This window comes from Kribbella sp. NBC_00662 (genome assembly GCF_041430295.1).
Lineage (GTDB): Bacteria > Actinomycetota > Actinomycetes > Propionibacteriales > Kribbellaceae > Kribbella.
Genome location: NZ_CP109029.1, coordinates 5087554 through 5105153 on the forward strand (window position 1 = coordinate 5087554; position 17600 = coordinate 5105153).

The 17600-nt window shown below is 67.8% G+C and carries 15 protein-coding genes and 1 pseudogene; 10 read left to right on the plus strand and 6 right to left on the minus strand.

Translation table 11 applies throughout. From position 1 onward, the window contains the following. Positions 1–109: 109 nt before the first annotated feature. The 5 genes from OHA10_RS25480 to OHA10_RS25500 are packed head-to-tail and all read right to left on the minus strand — an operon-like array spanning position 110 to position 8698. Positions 110–2059, minus strand: coding sequence for an alginate lyase family protein (locus OHA10_RS25480; protein ID WP_371401275.1), 1950 nt, complete (start codon positions 2057–2059; stop codon positions 110–112). Then, positions 2056–4203 carry a bi-domain-containing oxidoreductase gene (locus OHA10_RS25485; RefSeq protein WP_371401276.1) on the minus strand — a complete coding sequence of 716 codons (2148 nt, stop codon included), beginning with the start codon at positions 4201–4203 and terminating at the stop codon, positions 2056–2058. Before OHA10_RS25485 ends, OHA10_RS25480 begins: the two co-directional genes overlap by 4 nt. A 19-nt stretch (positions 4204–4222) precedes the next feature. Further along, positions 4223–6142, minus strand: a complete 1920-nt coding sequence (gene asnB / locus OHA10_RS25490) for an asparagine synthase (glutamine-hydrolyzing) (protein ID WP_371401277.1) — start codon at positions 6140–6142, stop codon at positions 4223–4225. Position 6143: 1 nt separating this feature from the next. After that, on the minus strand, positions 6144–7379 hold the full coding sequence (locus OHA10_RS25495) for a glycosyltransferase family 4 protein (RefSeq protein WP_371401278.1): 1236 nt from the start codon (positions 7377–7379) through the stop codon (positions 6144–6146). Next, positions 7376–8698 carry a UDP-glucose/GDP-mannose dehydrogenase family protein gene (locus tag OHA10_RS25500; RefSeq protein ID WP_371401279.1) on the minus strand — a complete coding sequence of 441 codons (1323 nt, stop codon included), beginning with the start codon at positions 8696–8698 and terminating at the stop codon, positions 7376–7378. The genes OHA10_RS25495 and OHA10_RS25500 overlap by 4 nt, the downstream gene beginning before the upstream one ends. Before the next feature lie 163 nt (positions 8699–8861). Between OHA10_RS25500 and OHA10_RS25505 the strand changes: the two genes are divergently transcribed. After that, a complete protein-coding gene (locus OHA10_RS25505; protein ID WP_371401280.1) occupies positions 8862–9215 on the plus strand; it encodes a hypothetical protein in 354 nt (117 codons plus the stop codon). After that, positions 9212–9886: a hypothetical protein gene (locus OHA10_RS25510; RefSeq protein WP_371401281.1), complete on the plus strand. Its 675-nt coding sequence runs from the start codon at positions 9212–9214 to the stop codon at positions 9884–9886. Before OHA10_RS25505 ends, OHA10_RS25510 begins: the two co-directional genes overlap by 4 nt. Positions 9887–9915: 29 nt before the next feature. On the opposite strand, the gene OHA10_RS25515 is transcribed toward OHA10_RS25510, so the two are convergent. Beyond that, positions 9916–10260: a helix-turn-helix domain-containing protein gene (locus tag OHA10_RS25515; RefSeq protein ID WP_371401282.1), complete on the minus strand. Its 345-nt coding sequence runs from the start codon at positions 10258–10260 to the stop codon at positions 9916–9918. A 68-nt stretch (positions 10261–10328) separates the two neighbouring features. Here OHA10_RS25515 and OHA10_RS25520 point away from each other — a divergent pair, with 68 nt between their 5' ends. The 8 genes and pseudogenes from OHA10_RS25520 to OHA10_RS25555 all read left to right on the plus strand — a co-directional run bounded on the left by OHA10_RS25520 (position 10329) and on the right by OHA10_RS25555 (position 17599). Next, a complete protein-coding gene (locus tag OHA10_RS25520) occupies positions 10329–11390 on the plus strand; it encodes an NAD-dependent epimerase/dehydratase family protein (protein WP_371401283.1) in 1062 nt (353 codons plus the stop codon). 35 nt (positions 11391–11425) lie between these two features. Continuing rightward, positions 11426–11608: pseudogene (locus OHA10_RS25525) on the plus strand (SAM-dependent methyltransferase); the annotation flags it as partial. Between the two features lie 150 nt (positions 11609–11758). Beyond that, positions 11759–12649, plus strand: coding sequence for a class I SAM-dependent methyltransferase (locus OHA10_RS25530; protein WP_371407993.1), 891 nt, complete (start codon positions 11759–11761; stop codon positions 12647–12649). A gap of 47 nt (positions 12650–12696) precedes the next feature. Continuing rightward, positions 12697–13554: a sugar phosphate nucleotidyltransferase gene (locus OHA10_RS25535; protein WP_371401284.1), complete on the plus strand. Its 858-nt coding sequence runs from the start codon at positions 12697–12699 to the stop codon at positions 13552–13554. Beyond that, the gene (locus OHA10_RS25540; protein ID WP_371401285.1) at positions 13554–14204 is read left to right on the plus strand and encodes a PIG-L deacetylase family protein; all 651 of its coding nucleotides are present in this window, start codon (positions 13554–13556) and stop codon (positions 14202–14204) included. Before OHA10_RS25535 ends, OHA10_RS25540 begins: the two co-directional genes overlap by 1 nt. 37 nt (positions 14205–14241) lie before the next feature. Continuing rightward, on the plus strand, positions 14242–15363 hold the full coding sequence (locus OHA10_RS25545; protein ID WP_371401286.1) for a class I SAM-dependent methyltransferase: 1122 nt from the start codon (positions 14242–14244) through the stop codon (positions 15361–15363). A 50-nt stretch (positions 15364–15413) separates the two neighbouring features. Beyond that, positions 15414–16658: a hypothetical protein gene (locus OHA10_RS25550; RefSeq protein WP_371401287.1), complete on the plus strand. Its 1245-nt coding sequence runs from the start codon at positions 15414–15416 to the stop codon at positions 16656–16658. Then, positions 16655–17599 carry a glycosyltransferase family 2 protein gene (locus OHA10_RS25555; RefSeq protein WP_371401288.1) on the plus strand — a complete coding sequence of 315 codons (945 nt, stop codon included), beginning with the start codon at positions 16655–16657 and terminating at the stop codon, positions 17597–17599. Before OHA10_RS25550 ends, OHA10_RS25555 begins: the two co-directional genes overlap by 4 nt. Position 17600: the final 1 nt, after the last annotated feature.

Genomic DNA, 17600 nt, shown 5'->3' on the forward strand with positions numbered 1-17600 from the left:
GCGCTGCTGTGCTTGATTGTTCGCTCGCTGCGCTCGCTCACAGTCCCCTCCAGTCGACCGCCACTTTCTGTCTTGCTAATAGAGGGCGGCGAACGGAGGGTGATACAGATCAGGACCGGAATCGGAAGGTACTCACCGCAGGTTGATCCGCGGCCAGGTTTCCGGTCCCGATCAATGTCGTGCTGGGCACCTTGCGGCCGAATCGCGGTGAGTACCAGCCGAGCAACGGATTGTCGTCGCCGCGATGTGCTGTCCAGCTCAGTCCGGCCGGCAACTCGACGATCGCCGAGCCGGTGGACCACTCCAGCCGTCCGGTCGACCGGTCCAGCTCGACCGACACCTCCGGTCCCAGATGCCAGGCGATACGTACGTCGGACCCCGCATCGAGCCGGTCCTCGACCCGCAGTACCCCGTGGTCGAGTACAGCTGTACGCCGGTGCGTGACCGGTGAATCACCGACCCGGTAGCCGTCGTGCTCGGCCTCCCAGGTGTTGGGCGCATACCGGCGTACCTTGCCTGTCGCGCCGCGCAGCCAGAGGAACGCTCCGCCCAGCGTGGACTGTTCGGCGCCCGCGACCTCGATGGTGTTGTGGGCGATCGTGGAGCGGAAGTAGTTCCGCCACTCCTCCTCACCGTGGTAGCAGTACGTGCCGGGGTCGGCGAGGATGTCGACGCCGTCGACCCGCACCTCGAGCGAGAGCGCGTCGGAGTGGGCGTGAGCTGCGATGGAGAGGAAGCCGTGGGGACCCGCATCGGCCCGGCACCAGATTTCGGGGCCGGTGTCGTCGGTGCGAAGAATCGTCAGACCGGCGTCCTCGAAGTGATCCGGTCGTACGGCGGGGCGGTCCGGCTGCTGCTCTTTGACCAGCGAGCCGATGATGTACGACGTCGCAGTGGGCGGGCTGTCCGGCCACCAAGGCGCTGCACCGACGGCGGCTGCACCCAGCGACAGGAACGCCGACCAGTGGTGGATGTCCGGCGGATCGAGAACCACGACCATGCCCTCGTCGTCGTCGCCCTGGCGTGGTGGGCGGAGCGTCGTGTCGACGATTGCCGCGGCTACGTCGATCGTGCGGGTCAGCAGTGCCCACGTCTTCTGACTGAGTGGGTGACCGGACCAGTCTGCTTCCAGAGCGGCGTACAGGCCGAGCTCGGAGACGAAACGGTGGTAGTCGGTGGCCAGTTCGCGGTTCACGCCGGAGGGGAACGTGTTGGCGTCGAGTTCCTTCTCCAGCAGGGCTGCCGCGTCCTGACGCCAGCGGGTGCTCTTGGTGAACCAGGGGAACGCACAGGCGGCGACCAGCTGACCTGCTGCCTCGGCGATCACGTGGTTGTTGGCCGACGACCCCTGGCTCTGGAACGCGGCGAGGTAGCGCTGGTGCCAGTAGATCTGCTGGAGCGCCGGCTCGTTGTGCTCGAACAGGTCGGTGATCTCCGGCCAGTCGTTCAGCAGGCGGCGGATCCAGGTCCAGCTGATCAGGCGGATGCCGATCTCGATACCGCTGGCCCAGTGCACTCCGGACAGGAACGGGTTCGTCCGCCACCAGTCGTTGAGGTGGTCGGCGACGCGTTCGGCGTACCGGTCGTCGTGGGTGAGGAACCAGGCGGCGGCCAGCTGGGTCAGGTGGTGGTGGCGGGACAGCTCCCACACCTGCTTGATGTTGCCGACCACTTCCTCGTTGCGGTGGTTCAGCTTGAAGACGTACTGCGCCGGGTCCGACCGGCGGCCCGTGACCGGGTCGCGGAACCAGTCCGGTTTGGTCAGGTCGGTCCGGTTGATGCCGAGGACCTCGAGGTTGCCGGCCATGATCGCGTCGGCGGTCTGGATCACGGCCTTGCGGGCGTCCTCGGGTACGGCGCAGGCGGTGTGCGCCGGGAGCGTCGTACTGAAGGTCAGCTCTTTGCGGAGTGGGAGGTGGGTTGCCGTGTTCTGCCCGGGCCTGACCTGTTGGTAGGCCCAGGCAGTACGGCGTCCGGTGTCGCGAGCGCGCAGGATGAGTTCGGTGGGGGACATCCGGCGCAGGCGGCGGACGTACCAGCCCAGGGGCTGGCGGCTCACACCTTCTCCGGTTTGCCACTCGCCAGACTGCGGTCGACCGCGATCGTGGCGCGGGTGGTGGCGACCAGCTCGTCGAACGAGATCGGCATCGGGCCGCCGGACTTCACCGCGGCGACGAACGCCTCGAGCTCGATCCGTTGCCCCTTGTCGGTGCTGCGGGTCTTGCGGGTGGACGGTTTGCGGCCGGTCCACACCGACGCGCTCTGGAAGTTGTCCAGCCGTCCGTTGCGGCCGCCGCCGGTGATGTCGAGCGTCTCCTTCGGGAAGCGCGCGTTGCCGCCGGCGACGTAGTTGATCGTGCCGACCGAACCGTTGGCGAACCGGAGCGTGACGATCACGTCGCCGGTGTCGGGTCCGGGTACGGCGTACACCTCGGTCGGGAGGCTGTTCAGCCACCAGGTCAGGGTGTCGATGAAGTGGCCGCCCTCGCCGGCGAACCGGGTGCCTTCCTTGCCGGCGTCGAGATACCAGCTGGTGGAGTCGAGCTTGCCGGCGTTGACCAGGTAGCGCAGCGAGAAGGCGCCGCCCGGGTCGCCGAAGCGGCTCTTGAGGTCGGTCAGCAGCGGCGCGAACCGGCGGTTGAACCCGACCATCAGCCGATCGTTGCCGGTCGCCTCAACCGTGGCGACGATCCGGTCGAGCTCCTCGTCGGTGAGCGCCAGCGGCTTCTCGACGAACACGCCCTTCCCGGTCTCGAGCGCCCGGCAGGCAAGCTCCGCGTGCGAACTGTGCCGGGTCACGACGAAGATCGCGTCCAGACTGTCGTCCGACAGCACCTCGTCCGCATCCGTCGAAATCTGCTCGAACCCGAACCGGCGCTGAGCATTGGCCGCCGACAACGACTTGTTGGTCGCCACCCGAGCCAACACAGCCCCCTCATCCTTCTGCAGATGAGGCAACAACATGCTCGACGCGTAGTTCCCCGCCCCGACAAACCCCAGCCGAACAGATCCGGTGGTCGGGTTCGCCGGTCGGACAACAGTTGCCGTGGGCGCCGTCTCCTGCTGAGGTACGTCGGGGTACTCGAACAGGAAGCCGACGCCGGGGAGGGCGCCCGAGCTCAGCTGTTGGTAGACGCCGGTGGCGTCGGCGATGGGGAACTGGCCGGCGATGAGGGAGCCTACGTCGATCTGTTCGCGGGCGATCAGGTCGATGAAGCATTCGAGGTTGCGGCGTTCGGTCCAGCGGACGTAGCCGGCGGGGTAGTCGATGCCCTGCAGTTCGTAGCGGTCGTCGTAGCGGCCGGGGCCGTAGGAGCGGGAGAACCGGACGTCGAGTTCCTTGTCGTAGTACGCGTTCCACGGCAGATCCAGCTTGGTCTTGCCGATGTCGACAACCCGGGCACGATCGCGGGCCAACCGGGCGGCCGTCTCGACCGGACCGTTGGAGTGACCACCGGCAGCCAGCAGGATGCGGTCCGCGCCAAGACCGTTCGACGCCTCGAGCAGCGCCCGCTCCAGCGACGCGATCCCGGCCTCATCAGCAGACGAGCACGCCAGCGCACCAGCCTTCTCCGCCATCCGGCACCGGTCCGCGACCGTGTCGATCCCGAACACCCGCACCCCGGCCGCAACCAGCAACCGCACCACGAGCTGCCCGACCAGACCGAGCCCGATCACCACAGCCGTGTCGCCGAGCTGTACCTCAGCCTGCCGCACACCCTGCATCGCGATCGCACCAACGGTCGAGAACGCCGCCTGCTCGGCCGGCACGCCGTCCGGCACCGGCACGCACAGGTTCAACGGCACCCAGTTGTACTCCGCATGCAACGCGAACTCGTTCCCCGCCGCGGCCACCAACTGCCCGACACTGAACTCCTCCGCACCGGCACCGACCTCGACCACCACACCGCACAGCGAGTAGCCCAGCGGCGTGTACGAGTCGAGCTTGTTCATCACCTTCTTGTAGGTGTTCAACGCGCCCTGCTGCGCAACGGAGTCCAGCACCTTCCGCACCTGGTCGGGCCGCGCCTTCGCCTTGCCGACCAGCGACAGCTTCGCCTCGCCGACCTTCATCAGTTCGGTGCCGGTCGAGATCAGCGAGTAGAGCGAACGGATCAGCACGCCACCGGGCGCGCAGGTGGGCGGAGGCACGTCCAGCACAGCCAGCTCACCGGACTTGTAGTTCTGTGCAACCTGCTTCATGTCCGTCCTTGCCAAAATGTCAGAGGGAAGTAATGGTCACGCCCAGCGACCGCATGTGGCGGGTCCAGGTCTCCAAGGTCAGCAACTGCCAGATCTGCTTCGAGTAGTCCTCGCGCCCGGCCCGCTCGTCGTCGACGAGCTTCTGTACGGCGGCCCGCTGCAGGAACCCGCTTCCGACCAGCTCACCGCGCAGCAGCGTGTCGTCGACCAGCTCGCGCAGGTCGTTCCGCACCCAGGCCCGCAGCGGCGCACTGAACGACGCCTTCGGCCGGTAGATGATCTCCTTCGGCAGCCACGCCTCGGCCGCCTTCTTCAGCGCCAGCTTGCTGACCCGGCGGTGGATCTTCTCGCTGCCCGGGATCGAGAACGCGGCGCGCGCCACGATCGGGTCCACGAACGGCGTCCGTACCTCGGTCGACGCCGCCATGCTGGACCGGTCCGTGTAGGCGAGGTTCAGCCCCGGCAGGAACATCCGCGAGTCGGCGAGGCACATCCGGTTCACGTGATCGTCGAGCGTGGTGTCGTGGTAGATGTCGGCGTGCTCGGACAGCAGCTTCCCGACGTACGGCTCCAGGTCCGGGCTCAACAGTCCGGCCAGCTGGTCCCCGTCGTACATCGTGTAGCTGCGCCGGAACGCCTCCTCCTCGGACAGGTTCGCGAACGTCTCGAACCGCTTGGCCCAGCGCGCGTACCGCAGGCCACGACCGTTCACCGTCACCGGCAGCCGTCGTACGGCGGGCCCGATCACACCGTTGCGCAGTACGCCGGGAAGCCGCTGGTACTGCGCTCCCATCACGCACGCGAGGTGCTTGCGGTAACCGCCGAACAGCTCGTCCGCGCCCATCCCGGACAGCAGGACCTTCACGCCGGCGTCGCGTGCGGTGTCGCACATCAGCAGCGTGTTGATCGCGGCCGGGTCGCCGATCGGCTCGTCCAGGATGTCGACGATCCGCGGCAGCAGCTCGACGACGTCCGGAGCGATCTCGATCTCGTGCAGGTCGATGCCGAACTGCTGCGCGACCTTGCGCGCGTAGATCGCGTCGTCGGGCATCGCCTCGAGCTTCTGGTCCTGCGCCCGGAAGGTGATCGTGTACGAGTCGACACTCGGGTCCATGCGCTTCGCGAGCACGGTCACCAGGCTGGAATCCAGCCCGCCGCTGAGGAACGTCGAGACCGGGACGTCGGCGACCATGTGCGCGGCGACCGACTCCTCGATGATCGTGCGCAGGTCGGCGCGTGGACCGGCCGCGGCCTCGGTCGCGACGTCGGTCACTCGCCAGTACGTCTCGTGCCGGCTGCTGCCGTCCGGCCGGAACTCGGCCCACGAGCCGGGTGGAAGCTTCTCCACACCGTCGATCGCGCACCGCTGCTCGGGCAGCCAGTAGTAGAGCATCGACGCGATCAACGCACCGGGCTCGGTCCGCAGCTCGGACCCGACGGCCGTGACGAGCGCCTTCAACTCGGACGCGAAGACGACGCCGCCCTGACGGCGGAGGAAGTACAGCGGCTTGATGCCGAGCGGATCGCGGGCCAGGTACATGCTGCCGCTGTCCTCGTCGAGCATCGCGAACGCGAACATGCCCCGGAACCGCTTCAGCGCGTCCGGACCCCAGCGGCGCCAGGCCTCGAGCACCACCTCGGTGTCGCCGTTGGTGCGGAAGCCGACGCCGGCCTTGGACAGCTCGGCGCGCAGTTCCTTGTAGTTGTAGAGCTCGCCGTTGTAACAGATGGTCAGGCCGCGCTTGCTGAACGGCTGGTCGGCCTCCGAGGACAGGTCGATGATCGACAACCGGCGGTGCGCGAGGAACGCCCGTACGTCGCCCTCGTCGAACGCGTAGACCCGGTCGGCGTCCGGACCGCGGTGGGCGATCCGGTCGCTCATCGCCTCGGCGAGCGCGAAGCCGTCGTGCTGCTGGTAGCAGCCGGCGATGCCGCACACGTCAGGACCCCGTCGCGCGTGCGACGTCACCGATGTGGCTGACGTGACCGGTCAACGCGTCGTACACCTGCAGGTACGCCTTCTGCTGGTGCTTCCACGCCAGCACCTGCTCGACCCGTTCGCGGCCGAGCTTGCCCATCCGGCGCCGGCGTACCTCGTCGTCGAGCAGCTCGACGATCGCCTCGCCGTACTGCGCGACGTCGTTCGGCTCGACGTACACCGCGGCGTCCGCGGCGGAGACCTTGGTCTCGATCAGGTCGAAGGCGACGACCGGGAGCTCGAACGCCATGTACTCCATGGTCTTGTTCATCGTCGACACGTCGTTGAGCGGATTCTTCGGGTCGGGGGACAGGCCGATGTCCGCGGTCGACATCACCGCGCGCACGGTCTCGTCCGGCACCCGGCCGGTGAACTCGATGTACTCGTCGAGACCGAGGTCGTGCCGGAGCGCCACGACCTCGTCGAACGAGTCACCGCCGCCCATCAGCGTGAACGCGATGTCCTTGCGGCCGAGATTGTTGACAATGTGATCCGCCGCGCGGACGACGATGTCGACACCGTCCTGCGGACCCATCACGCCGATGTAGGTGACCAGGTAGCGGTGGCCGCGGCGGAGCTTCTCGTCGACGGCGGCCGGGTCGCGCTGCAACTTGTCCGGGTCCGGACCGGTGCGGACCACGGTCACGTCGTGGTTCGCCTTCCCGCTGCGGGTGATCGCGATCCGGCGGTACGAGTCGTTCGTCGAGGTGACGTGGTCGGCCGTGCGGTGCGTCGTCCGCTCGAGGAACCGAAGTCCCTTGTACGGCAGGCTGGTCGTCCCGCCGAAGCGGGACTGGAACAGCTCCGGGCACAGGTCGTGGTGGTCGAAGACGAACTTCGTCCCGTCGAGCCGGCGCAGCAGCATCGCGATCGGCCAGAAGATGTCCGGCGGGTTGCAGGCCTGCAGCACCTTGAACTTGCCGGCCTTGCGGGCCCGGAAGACCAGCCGCAGCGTCATCAGGAACGAGTACGCGTACTCCCAGACGAAGCTGATCTTGCTACCGCCCGGGGCATAGGCCTTGTACTTGTGCACGGTGACGCCGTCGATGACCTGGTACGCCGGGTCGCCCGGCCCCTTCGGACAGACGACCGTCACGTCGTACCCGCTCGCCATCAGCGCCTGGCACTCCAGCCAGACGCGGCGGTCGAACGGCACCCACAGGTTCTGGATGATGATGAGGACGCGCGGACCGCTCACCAGCCCACTCCTTCGTATCCGGGCAGCGCCTCGACGTCGGCGCCGAGCCGGCCGCTCAGGTCGATCGTGCGTGCGGGCGGCGCCTCGAGCAGGGCGTTGATCGCGGCGTTGTCGGTGGCCGAGACGATGGCCAGGTCCGCGCCGGCGAGAGCCGCTGTCGGGTCGTCGGTGAGGACTCGCTGCAGGTGCGGCAGTTTCGACTGGACGTGGCGCAGGTTCGCGCCGACGAGCCGGGTCGGGTTCACGATCGCGTCGTAGATGCGCAGGTTGTAGCCCTTGCCGATCAGCCGCTCGGCCAGCTCGACGTTCGGGCTTTCGCGCAGATCGTCGGTGGCGTGCTTGAAGCTCAGGCCGAGCAGCGCGATCTCACGACCGGGGCCGGCGATCACCCGGTCGACGACGTCGCGGACACTCCGCTCGTTGGTGGCCAGCGTGCCGGCCAGCAGCGGGAGCTCGGTGTCGTTCATCCGCGCCAGGTGCAGGACCGAGCGCAGATCCTTCGGCAGGCAGGAGCCGCCGAACGCGAACCCGGGCTTCAGGTAGTACGGCGAGATGTTCAGGCTGGTGTCCTGGACGAAGATCTTCATCACCTCGCGCGAATCCACCCCGAAGTGCCGGAAGATCCGGCCCATCTCGTTCGCGAACGAGACCTTGGTGGCGTGGAACGCGTTGCAGGCGTACTTGAGCGCCTCGGCCGTCCGGACGTCGACGACCTCGACGTCCGTGCCGAGGAAGCTGAACAGGTCGGTCAGAGCGGTACCGACCTTCGGGTTGCGGGTGCCGACGACGACGAACGGCGGCGCGTAGAAGTCGGCCAGGCCGGATCCTTCCCGCAGGAACTCCGGGCACATCGCCGTACCGAAGGTCAGACCCTCCGGCGGCGGTACGTCGGCCAGCACCTTCTCGACCACCTCGTCGACGGTGCCCGGCGGGACTGTCGAGCGGACCACGATGCTGTGGAACCCCGACGCCGGCCGGAGCACGGTCTGCGCGGCCTCGGCGATGTCGCGGACCGCGCGCTTGATGTAGGTCAGATCGGTACTGCCCGCCGGAGTCGACGGCGTACCGACACAGATCAGCGAGACATCGGCGCGCTCGAGCGCGACCCGTGGATCGGTGGTCGCGTGCAGGCGACCCGAGGTCGCTCCTTCCGCCACCAGCTCGTCCAGGCCCGGTTCGACCACCGGGCTGTGTCCCTGAGTGATCGGATCGACCTTCGCAGTATCGACATCGACCCCCCAGACGTCGTGGCCGGCGGCCGCCAGGCACGCGGCCGTGACCGATCCGACGTACCCCAAGCCGAACACGGCAACCTTCATAACGCCCCCCACAGGCTCATGACGCGGCATCCCCACGTCCGCAGCGCCCATGAGAGCGCACAACCAGCCGCGCTGATACAAGCCTGTGGAAATCTCCCCCGAGAAAATTCCTCCGGAACCTATCCTGGTCACACAACGTGCGCACCCACGATCAGGAGTTCTCATGCAGACCCCGTTCCAGCTCCCGAACGGCGACACCGCCATGGTGACCGACACCGCCACCGCCGGCCGCAGCCTCGGCCGGGCGGTCGAGCTGTGGCGCGAGGGCGCAACAGAACCGCTTTTCTACGGTTCCGAGGGCCGCCCCGAAGGCGTGGTCATCTCGTTCGACCAGTGGGCCGAGTACGTGACGCTGAAGGAGGACGCCGAGGACGACCGGCGCCGTGAGGAGATCGTCCGCCGACGCCTCGACGACGACCCCTCGAAGTGGGTCTCCTTCGAGGACGCCGCTCGTGAAGGCGGCTGGGATCTCGACGTCCCGCCCGGACCGGCTGACGACCCCGGCCATCGCCCGTGACGACGTACCACCTGATCTTCCACGACGATCTCCGGCAGGAGATCAATCGGCTGAGCGCCGAGTACAAACGAGATCCCGACAGCCCGGGCGGCCGGGAGTACGTCGGGGTCATCAATGCGACAAAGGCGTTGCAGTCGGGGCGCGAGGACGCCTACGAGGGCAAGCGGCTCGGTTACGGTCCGCAGTCGCACGATCTGCGTGACTGCGCCGAACTGAAGGTCCCGGTGGTGCAGGAGACCACACCGGGCGGGTTCCCGCGGGGGCCTTCCCATCGGCTGGTCTACCGGGAGTTCGACCCGCTGCCGGTGGTGCGGGACGGGCGCGTCGTACCAGACCCGGACGCCAAGCCGTACCGCCAGATCGTGTCCTTCGGGCACCGGTCCGCCGACCCGGCGGCCATCGCAGGACAGCGTCTGGGTAGGTCGCGGGGCCTGCCGGAGCACGAGCTCCATGGTGTGATCGGGGGAGGGCGCCCTGCCCACGGAAAGGACCTGCGGGAAGGCATTCAGACGACTCCGCACCGGATTCCGGTCCCCGGCGACTTGCTGAAGCAGGCGCAGATCCTTCGCGACAGCCCACCTGCCGGCACCGCGGCGAAGCCGACCACTGCACCCCAGGCCAACGCCAACCGACTGCCCAGGCCTGGCCCGTCCAAGTCGAAGGAACGCTGAACCCGGGCGATCGACCGGTCCGGGTCGGTTCAGGCGGCGTCGGTCTTGTGCGGGGTGAACGAGACTCGAGTCTCGTCGCCGTCAAGTGCGATGTCGAGCGATGCGTCCAAGGCGTGCGCGAGCTTCGAGAGCGACGGCAGTGTGGGGACGGTGTCCGAACCTTCGATGCGCGAGACCTTCGCCTGCGTCAACCCGGCACGCTCAGCAAGCTGGCTCTGGGTGAGACCGAGCTCGACACGCCGTTCGTAAACAGCTCGAGCAAGGGCCATCGACAGTCGGATCTCGCGACGCGCCTGTACGACGTCTTCGGGCTCGACTGCAGCTGTGCCCAGCTTCCCCGGACGCCACCGGACCTGGGTGAATTTCCGAACCATGTATCAGGCGCTTGTCCGGGGGTTCTTTATGGGCGACAGGGGACTGGGCTGGGGTGAGGGGAAGACGAATGAGGGTTCTGGTCACCGGGGATCGGGGTTATATCGGGGCCGTCATGGTGCCGTTCCTGCGGGCCGCCGGGCACAGCGTCGACGGTCTGGATACGGGCCTGTACGAAGGGTGTGACCTGCTCGGCGGGCCGGACCCGATCGGGGACAGGGCGCCGCGGGACATGCGGGACGTGACCGCGCGCGAGCTCGAGGGGTACGACGCGGTGGTATGTCTGGCCGCCCTGTCGAACGATCCACTCGGCAACCTGGACAAGGCCGCGACGTACTCGGTCAACCTGGACGGCACGCTGAACGTCGCGCAGGCCGCCAAGGACGCGGGCGTCGAACGGTTCCTGTTCGCGTCGTCGTGCAGCCTGTACGGCGCGGCCGGCTCCGAGGCGGTCGGCGAGGACGCCGAGATGTTCCCGGTCACGGCGTACGGCGAGACCAAGGCGCTGGCCGAGCAGGAGCTGTCGAAGCTTGCCGACGACACCTTCAGCCCGACGTACCTGCGCAACGCGACCGCCTACGGCGCGTCGACCCGGCTGCGGCTGGACATCGTGGTCAACAATCTGACCGCGATCGCGCTGACGTCCGGTCAGGTCCGGCTGGAGAGCGACGGTACGCCGTGGCGCCCGCTGGTCCACATCGAGGACATCAGCCGCGCGTTCCTGACCGTGCTCGAGTCGCCGCGGGACGTGATCCACGACGAGGCGTTCAACGTCGGCCGGTCCGAGGACGTCGTCCAGGTCCGCGACATCGCCGAGATGGTCCGCGAGGCCGTGCCCGGCTCGACACTGTCGATCGCCGAGGGCGCCGGCCCGGACCTGCGCAACTACAAGGTCGACTTCAGCAAGCTCAACGACACGTTCCCCGAGCTGCAGCTGCAGTGGACGGTCCGCAAGGGCGTCGAGGAGCTGTACGACGCCTACCAGCGGCACGGTCTCACGCTCGACGACTTCAACTCCGCCCAGTTCGTGCGTCTGCGCCGGATCCAGCAGCTGCTCAGCGCCGGACTCGTCGACGGCCAGCTGCGGCGCCAGACCGACGGGCAGTTCCCGGGACCGAAGGAGATGCAGTGATGAACACCCCGATGAACACCCCGATGAACACCCCGATGAGCAGCTGCCGGATCTGCGGCGCGGAGCTCACGCGCACGTTCGTCGACCTCGGTATGTCGCCGCCGTGCGAGAGCTACCTGCGCGCCGACCAGCTGGACAGCGGTGAGACGTTCTACCCGTTGCACGTCCGGATCTGCGACAACTGTCTGCTCGTCCAGCTCCCGGCGTACGTCGCCGCGGACGACGTGTTCAGCGACTACCTGTACTTCTCGTCGTACTCGACCAGCTGGGTGGAGCACGCCCGCCGGTTCGTCGTCGACATGCAGGAGCGGCTCGACCTCGGCGCCGAGAGCCTGATCGTCGAGGCCGCCAGCAACGACGGCTACCTGCTGCAGCACGCGACCGCGCTCGGCATCCCGGTGCTCGGCATCGAGCCGGCCGCGAACATCGCCAAGATCGCCAACGAGAACGGCATCCGCACCGAGAGCTACTTCCTCGGCGAGGAGACCGGCAAGGACGCGGCCGCCCGGCACGGGCAGGCCGACCTTGTCGTCGGCAACAACGTGTTCGCGCACGTGCCCGACATCGTCGACTTCGCCAAGGGTCTGCGTGCGCTGGTGAAGGACGACGGCCTGGTCTCGCTGGAGTTCCCGCACCTGCTGCGGCTGATCGAGCGTCGCCAGTACGACACGATCTACCACGAGCACTATCAGTACCTGACGCTGAAGACCGCGGCGCTGGCGCTGGAGAAGGCCGGCCTCAAGGTGGTCGACGTCCAGGAGCTCGCCAGCCACGGCGGGTCACTGCGACTGTTCAGTACGCCGGTCGAGACCGCCGGCGAACCGACCGAGCTGGTCGGCAAGGTGCTGCAGGACGAGAAGGACGCCGGACTGCACACGGTCGAGGGCCACCTGGGCTTCGCCGACGAGGTGTTCGCGATCAAGTCCGACCTGCTGGAGTTCCTGATCCAGGCCCGCCGCGAAGGCAAGACGGTCGCCGGGTACGGCGCTCCCGGCAAGGGAAACACGCTGCTCAACCACTGCGGCATCCGAGAGGACCTGCTGTCGTACACGGTCGACCGCAGCCCGCACAAGCACGGGATGTACCTGCCCGGTACGCACATCCCGATCTTCGCCCCGGAGCGCCTGGCCGAGACGCGCCCGGACTACATCGTGATCCTGCCGTGGAACCTGCGCGCGGAGATCGTCCATCAGCTCGGCTATGCACGGGAGTGGGGCGCGAAGTTCGTCGTACCCATCCCGCAGCTCGAAGTGATCTGAACTGTAAGAGGGATCTGAACGAAACGCGTGGGGGGAAGGAAAGTCAGATGAAGGTCGTGATCTTCTGCGGGGGATTCGGACTGCGGATGCGCAGCGGCGTCGACTCCGCACCGAAACCGATGATGACGATCGGCGACCGGCCGGTCCTGTGGCACGTGATGCGGTACTACGCGCATTTCGGCCACACCGAGTTCATCCTGTGCCTGGGCTTCGGGGGGTCCGCGGTCAAGGAGTATTTCCTGCGCTACGAGGAAACGGTCTCCAACGACTTCGTGATGACGAAGGGCGGGCAGCGTATCGAGCTGCTCGACTCCGACATCAGTGAATGGAAGATCACCTTCGTCGATACCGGGATCGACACCAGCATCGGTGAGCGGCTGCGCCGGGTGCGGCCGTACCTGGAGGACGATGACGCGTTCCTGGCCAACTACGGCGACGTGCTGACAGACGCCCCGATGGACAAGATCGTCGATCATGTGATGACCAGTGACATCACCGCCAGCCTGCTCGCGGTGCCGCCGCAGGCGTCCTTCCACGTGGTGGAGTTCGACACCGACTCCCGGGTCACCGGGCTGCGTTCGGCCGCCGACCTGAACGCCTGGATCAACGGCGGCTACTTCGTGATCAAGAAGGACATCTTCGACGTCCTGCACGAGGACGAGGATCTGGTCGGCGACGCGTTCCCGCGGCTGGCTGCGATGCGCAAGCTGGAGGCAATCCCACACCACGGGTTCTGGGCGCCGATGGACACGTTGAAGGAGCGCAGCCAGCTCGAGGAACTGTACCGGTCCGGCAAGAAGCCATGGGCGCTGTGGAGCCACGAGAGCCGGCAGCAGAACGGCAAGGTCGTCGACAGGGCTGACCACCTGCCGGCGTCCGACGGACCCGTTGTGGTGGCGATCTGATGCTTCCGTTCCAGCTCGGCCTGATCGACGGGCCGGTCCATCTGGTTGCCCTCGGCGCCCATCCGGACGACATCGAGATCGGCTGCGGCGGCACGCTGCTCAAGCTGGCCGAGTCGGTGCCGGAGCTGTCCGCCGAGTTCGTGATCGCGACCGGTACGCCGTTGCGTCTGGAGGAGGCCCGCCGTGCGGCGGAGCTGTTCCTGCCGGACTGCGAGGTGACGGTCACCTCGGCCGAGCTGCCGGACGGCCGGCTGCCGGCGTACTGGAACCAGACCAAGGAGTTGCTGGAGGCAACGGCTAGGGGGAGCCGCCGACCCGACCTGGTCCTTGCCCCGAGCAAGCATGACGCCCACCAGGACCACCGGCTGATCGCCGAGCTGGCGCCGACCGTGTGGCGCAACCACCTGGTGCTGCACTACGAGATCCCGAAGTGGGACGGCGACATCAGCCGGCCGTGGCTGTACGTCGAGCTCACCGAGGAGCAGATGCGGGACAAGGTCGCGCTGCTGCACAAGGCGTACCCGTCCCAGGTCCCGCACGACTGGTTCGACGAAGAGGTCTTCTCCGGGCTGGCCCGGTTACGCGGGATGGAGTGCCGGGCGCCGTACGCCGAGGCCTTCACCACGGCCAAGGCCACATTGACATGGTGAGGGACATGGTAGGGACATGGTGAGCGAGGGGGCAGCAGTGAGCTTCAACTGTCGCGGGTGCGCGTCGGAGAACGTCGTACTCGTGGTGGACGTCGGTGACCAGCCGCTCGCCGACTACTTCCCGCCGGCCGACGATGCAGGTCCCGATCCGCGCTGGCCGTTGTCGCTGTGGCTGTGCCGCGACTGCACACTGGTGCAGCTCGGTCCGGTCGAGGCACAGCTGGCCGAGGAGCCGCTGGCCGTCGAGTCGGCCACCAGTCGCGCGCACGCGGAGACTTCGGTCAAGGAGATCCTCAGCGATCACCCGGAGCTCAGTGGCGGGACGGTCTTCGAGTTCGGCAGTCCGCACGGCGGATCCTGGCTCGACCACCTGTACGTCGCGGGCTGCCGGCTGGCCGCCGACGGTGAGAAGGCCGACCTGGTCGTCGACGTCCACGGCATCGTGCACGAGCCGCAGTACGGCGACTCGCTGAAGCTGCGGGCGGACCGGCTCGCGCCGGGCGGCCTGCTGGTGATGGAGTTCCACCACCTGCTGCCGTTGTTCATCGGCAACCAGTTCGACACGATCCGGCACGGCCACTGGGCGTACGTCTCGCTGCGCGCGCTGCGGAACATCGCCGCGCTGCACGGTCTGACCGTCGAGTCGGTGACCCAGGCCGAGATGTACGGCGGCAGCCTGATGGTGATGCTCCGGCACACCGAGGACGCCAGGCCGGACGCATCGGTCGACGTGGTGCTCGAGGACGAGGACGCGGCCGGGATCGCCGACGAGGTCCAGCTCGGCAGTCTGCACGAGGCTGCTCGGCACGCGGCCGGCGCCCTGCACGAAGAGCTGGCCCGCCACAAGGCGGCGGGCCGCACGGTCCTGGGGTACGGCGCGCCGTCGAAGGCGCCGGTGCTGCTGGACCTGAGCAAGGTGACGACGGATCTGCTGCCGTTCACCGTCGATCTGGCGCCGGGCAAACACGGCCGCCGGATCCCCGGTGCCTGCATGGTGCCGATCCGCCCGATCGAGGAGCTGAAGGCCGCGCGGCCGGACGTCGTCCTCGTGCTGACCTGGGATATCGCCGACGAGATCGTCGCGCAACTCGAAGCTGCCGGCGGCTGGGGCGCCACCTACCTGGTCCCGCTGCCTGAGCCACACGAGATGGGTCGCTGACCATGCGCGGAGTACTGCGCCGGCTCACCTGGGGGCTAGCTGACCAGGCCGTGACCAGTCTGGTGAGCTTCATCGTGGGCATCGTCGTCGCCCGTTCGCTCGGAGCGCTCGAGTTCGGCGCGTTCAGCCTGGCCTGGGTGACGTACGGCGTGGTGGTCAACATCTCGCGTGGTCTGGCGACGGATCCGCTGGCGGTTCGCTTCAGCGGCGTCGAGCGCAAGATCTGGCGCACGGCGGTCGCAAGCTCGTCGGGGATGGCGATCGTCGTCGGTGTCGCGTGCGGAGCGATCTGTGCCGCCGTCGGCGCAGCGCTCGGCGGCCACACCGGCGCGGCCTTCATCGCACTGGGCGTCGTTCTGCCCGGGCTGATGTTGCAGGACAGTTGGCGATTCGCGTTCTTCGCGTCGGGCCAGGGTGGCAAGGCGTTCATCAGCGACATCACCTGGGCGCTCGCCCTGGTTCCGCTGCTGTACTTGGCGTCGCACGACGCGAGCGTGACGAGATTCGTACTGGCCTGGGGTGGCGCCGGAATCTTCGCCGCGCTGGTGAGCGGAGTGCAGGCGGGCATCCTGCCAAGGGTGTCGCGGGCACGGTACTGGCTGCGGGACCACCGCGATCTCGGTCTGAGGTACCTGACCGAGAACCTCACACTGAGCGGCGCCTATCAGCTGCGGATGTACGGGCTCGGCGCCTTCGCCGGGGTCGCCGCGGTCGGTACTGTGCGCGGCGCGGAGATGCTGCTGGGGCCGTTCTTCATCGTGCTCTCCGGTGTCGGCCTGGTCGCGGTGCCGGAGGCTGCTCGGGTCCTGCGTCGATCCGTTCGGGCGTTGCCGATCTTCTGCCTGCTGCTCGGCGGCGCGCAGGCGGTGGCTGCGCTGGCCTGGGGTTTGCTGCTGCTCTTCGCGTTGCCCGACGAGTGGGGTCATGCATTGCTCGGCGAAGTCTGGGTGACCGCTTCGGCTTTGGTGCTGCCGGCAACTTTGTCGGTGACATGGGCCGGCTTCAACACCGGCGCGACGGCCGGGCTGCGGGCATTGGGGATCGCCCGGCGCAGTCTGCGGGCCCAGCTCTGCGCCTCTTCGTTCTACCTGGTCGGCGGCGTCGTCGGCGGTGCGGTGGGCGGGGCCCGCGGTTCGGCCTGGGGTGCCGCCTGCGCGACGTTCTCCGCCACCTTCGTCTGGTGGTTCACGCTGCGGAGAGGTATTCGCGAGCGCAAGCGATGGGAATCGGAAATGGACACCGTGCCGATCGAGACGGTCGGCCAGCAGGAGCTGCCGGAAATGAGGAGCACATGAACGCCGTACCACGGTTGAGCGTCGGTCTCCCCGTCTACAACGGGGAGAAGTACCTGGCGGAGTCGCTGGATGCGCTGCTGGGGCAGAGCTACGGCGACTTCCAGCTGATCATCTCGGACAATGCCTCGACCGACAGCACCGAGGAGATCTGCCGGGAATACCTGGCAAAGGACCCGCGGATCAGCTACTACCGGCAGCCGGTGAACATCGGCGCGACCCCGAACCACAACTGGACCTTCGAGCAAGCCTCCACCGAGCTCTTCAAGTGGGCGTCGTACGACGATCTCTACGGCCGGGACCTGCTGGATCGCTGTATCGAGGCGTTGGACGAGGATCCGTATCTGGTGCTCGCGCACGCCCACCAGGCGATCATCGACGGCAACGGCGATGTGGTGCTGAAGGTCGATTATCCGCTGGACACCGCCAATCCGCACGCACCGGACCGGTTCCGAAGTCTGCTGTTCGACGTCGGTGGTGACGACTTCTACGGCGTGATGCGCTCCGACATCCTTCGCCGTACGCCGCTGAACGGCAGCTATCACCACTCGGACCGGACCATTGTGGCCGAGCTGGCACTGTACGGGCGGTTCCACCAGGTTCCTGAGCTGCTGTTCTTCCGCCGGGACCACCCGGACCGGGCTGAGCGGGCCAAGCCGACGATCCGATCCCGCTCGGCGAACATGGAGCCGAGACGCGCGAGCCGTCTGCGTCATCCGACCGCCCGGCTGGTCGGGGAATACATCAACGGCTTCGTCGGCGCGATCCGCCGCGCGCCGCTGTCGGCAGGCGACCGGCGGGAGTGCTACGGCCATCTGGCGCGCTGGCTGGCCGATCGCGCGGTCCGGCGATCGAGGAGCCGGATCGAGGACACCGCGCCCGCCGCGCCGCCGACCGCGATCCCGGAGAGCGCCGGAGTCGTGCGCCATGGGAAGGCCTCCTGAA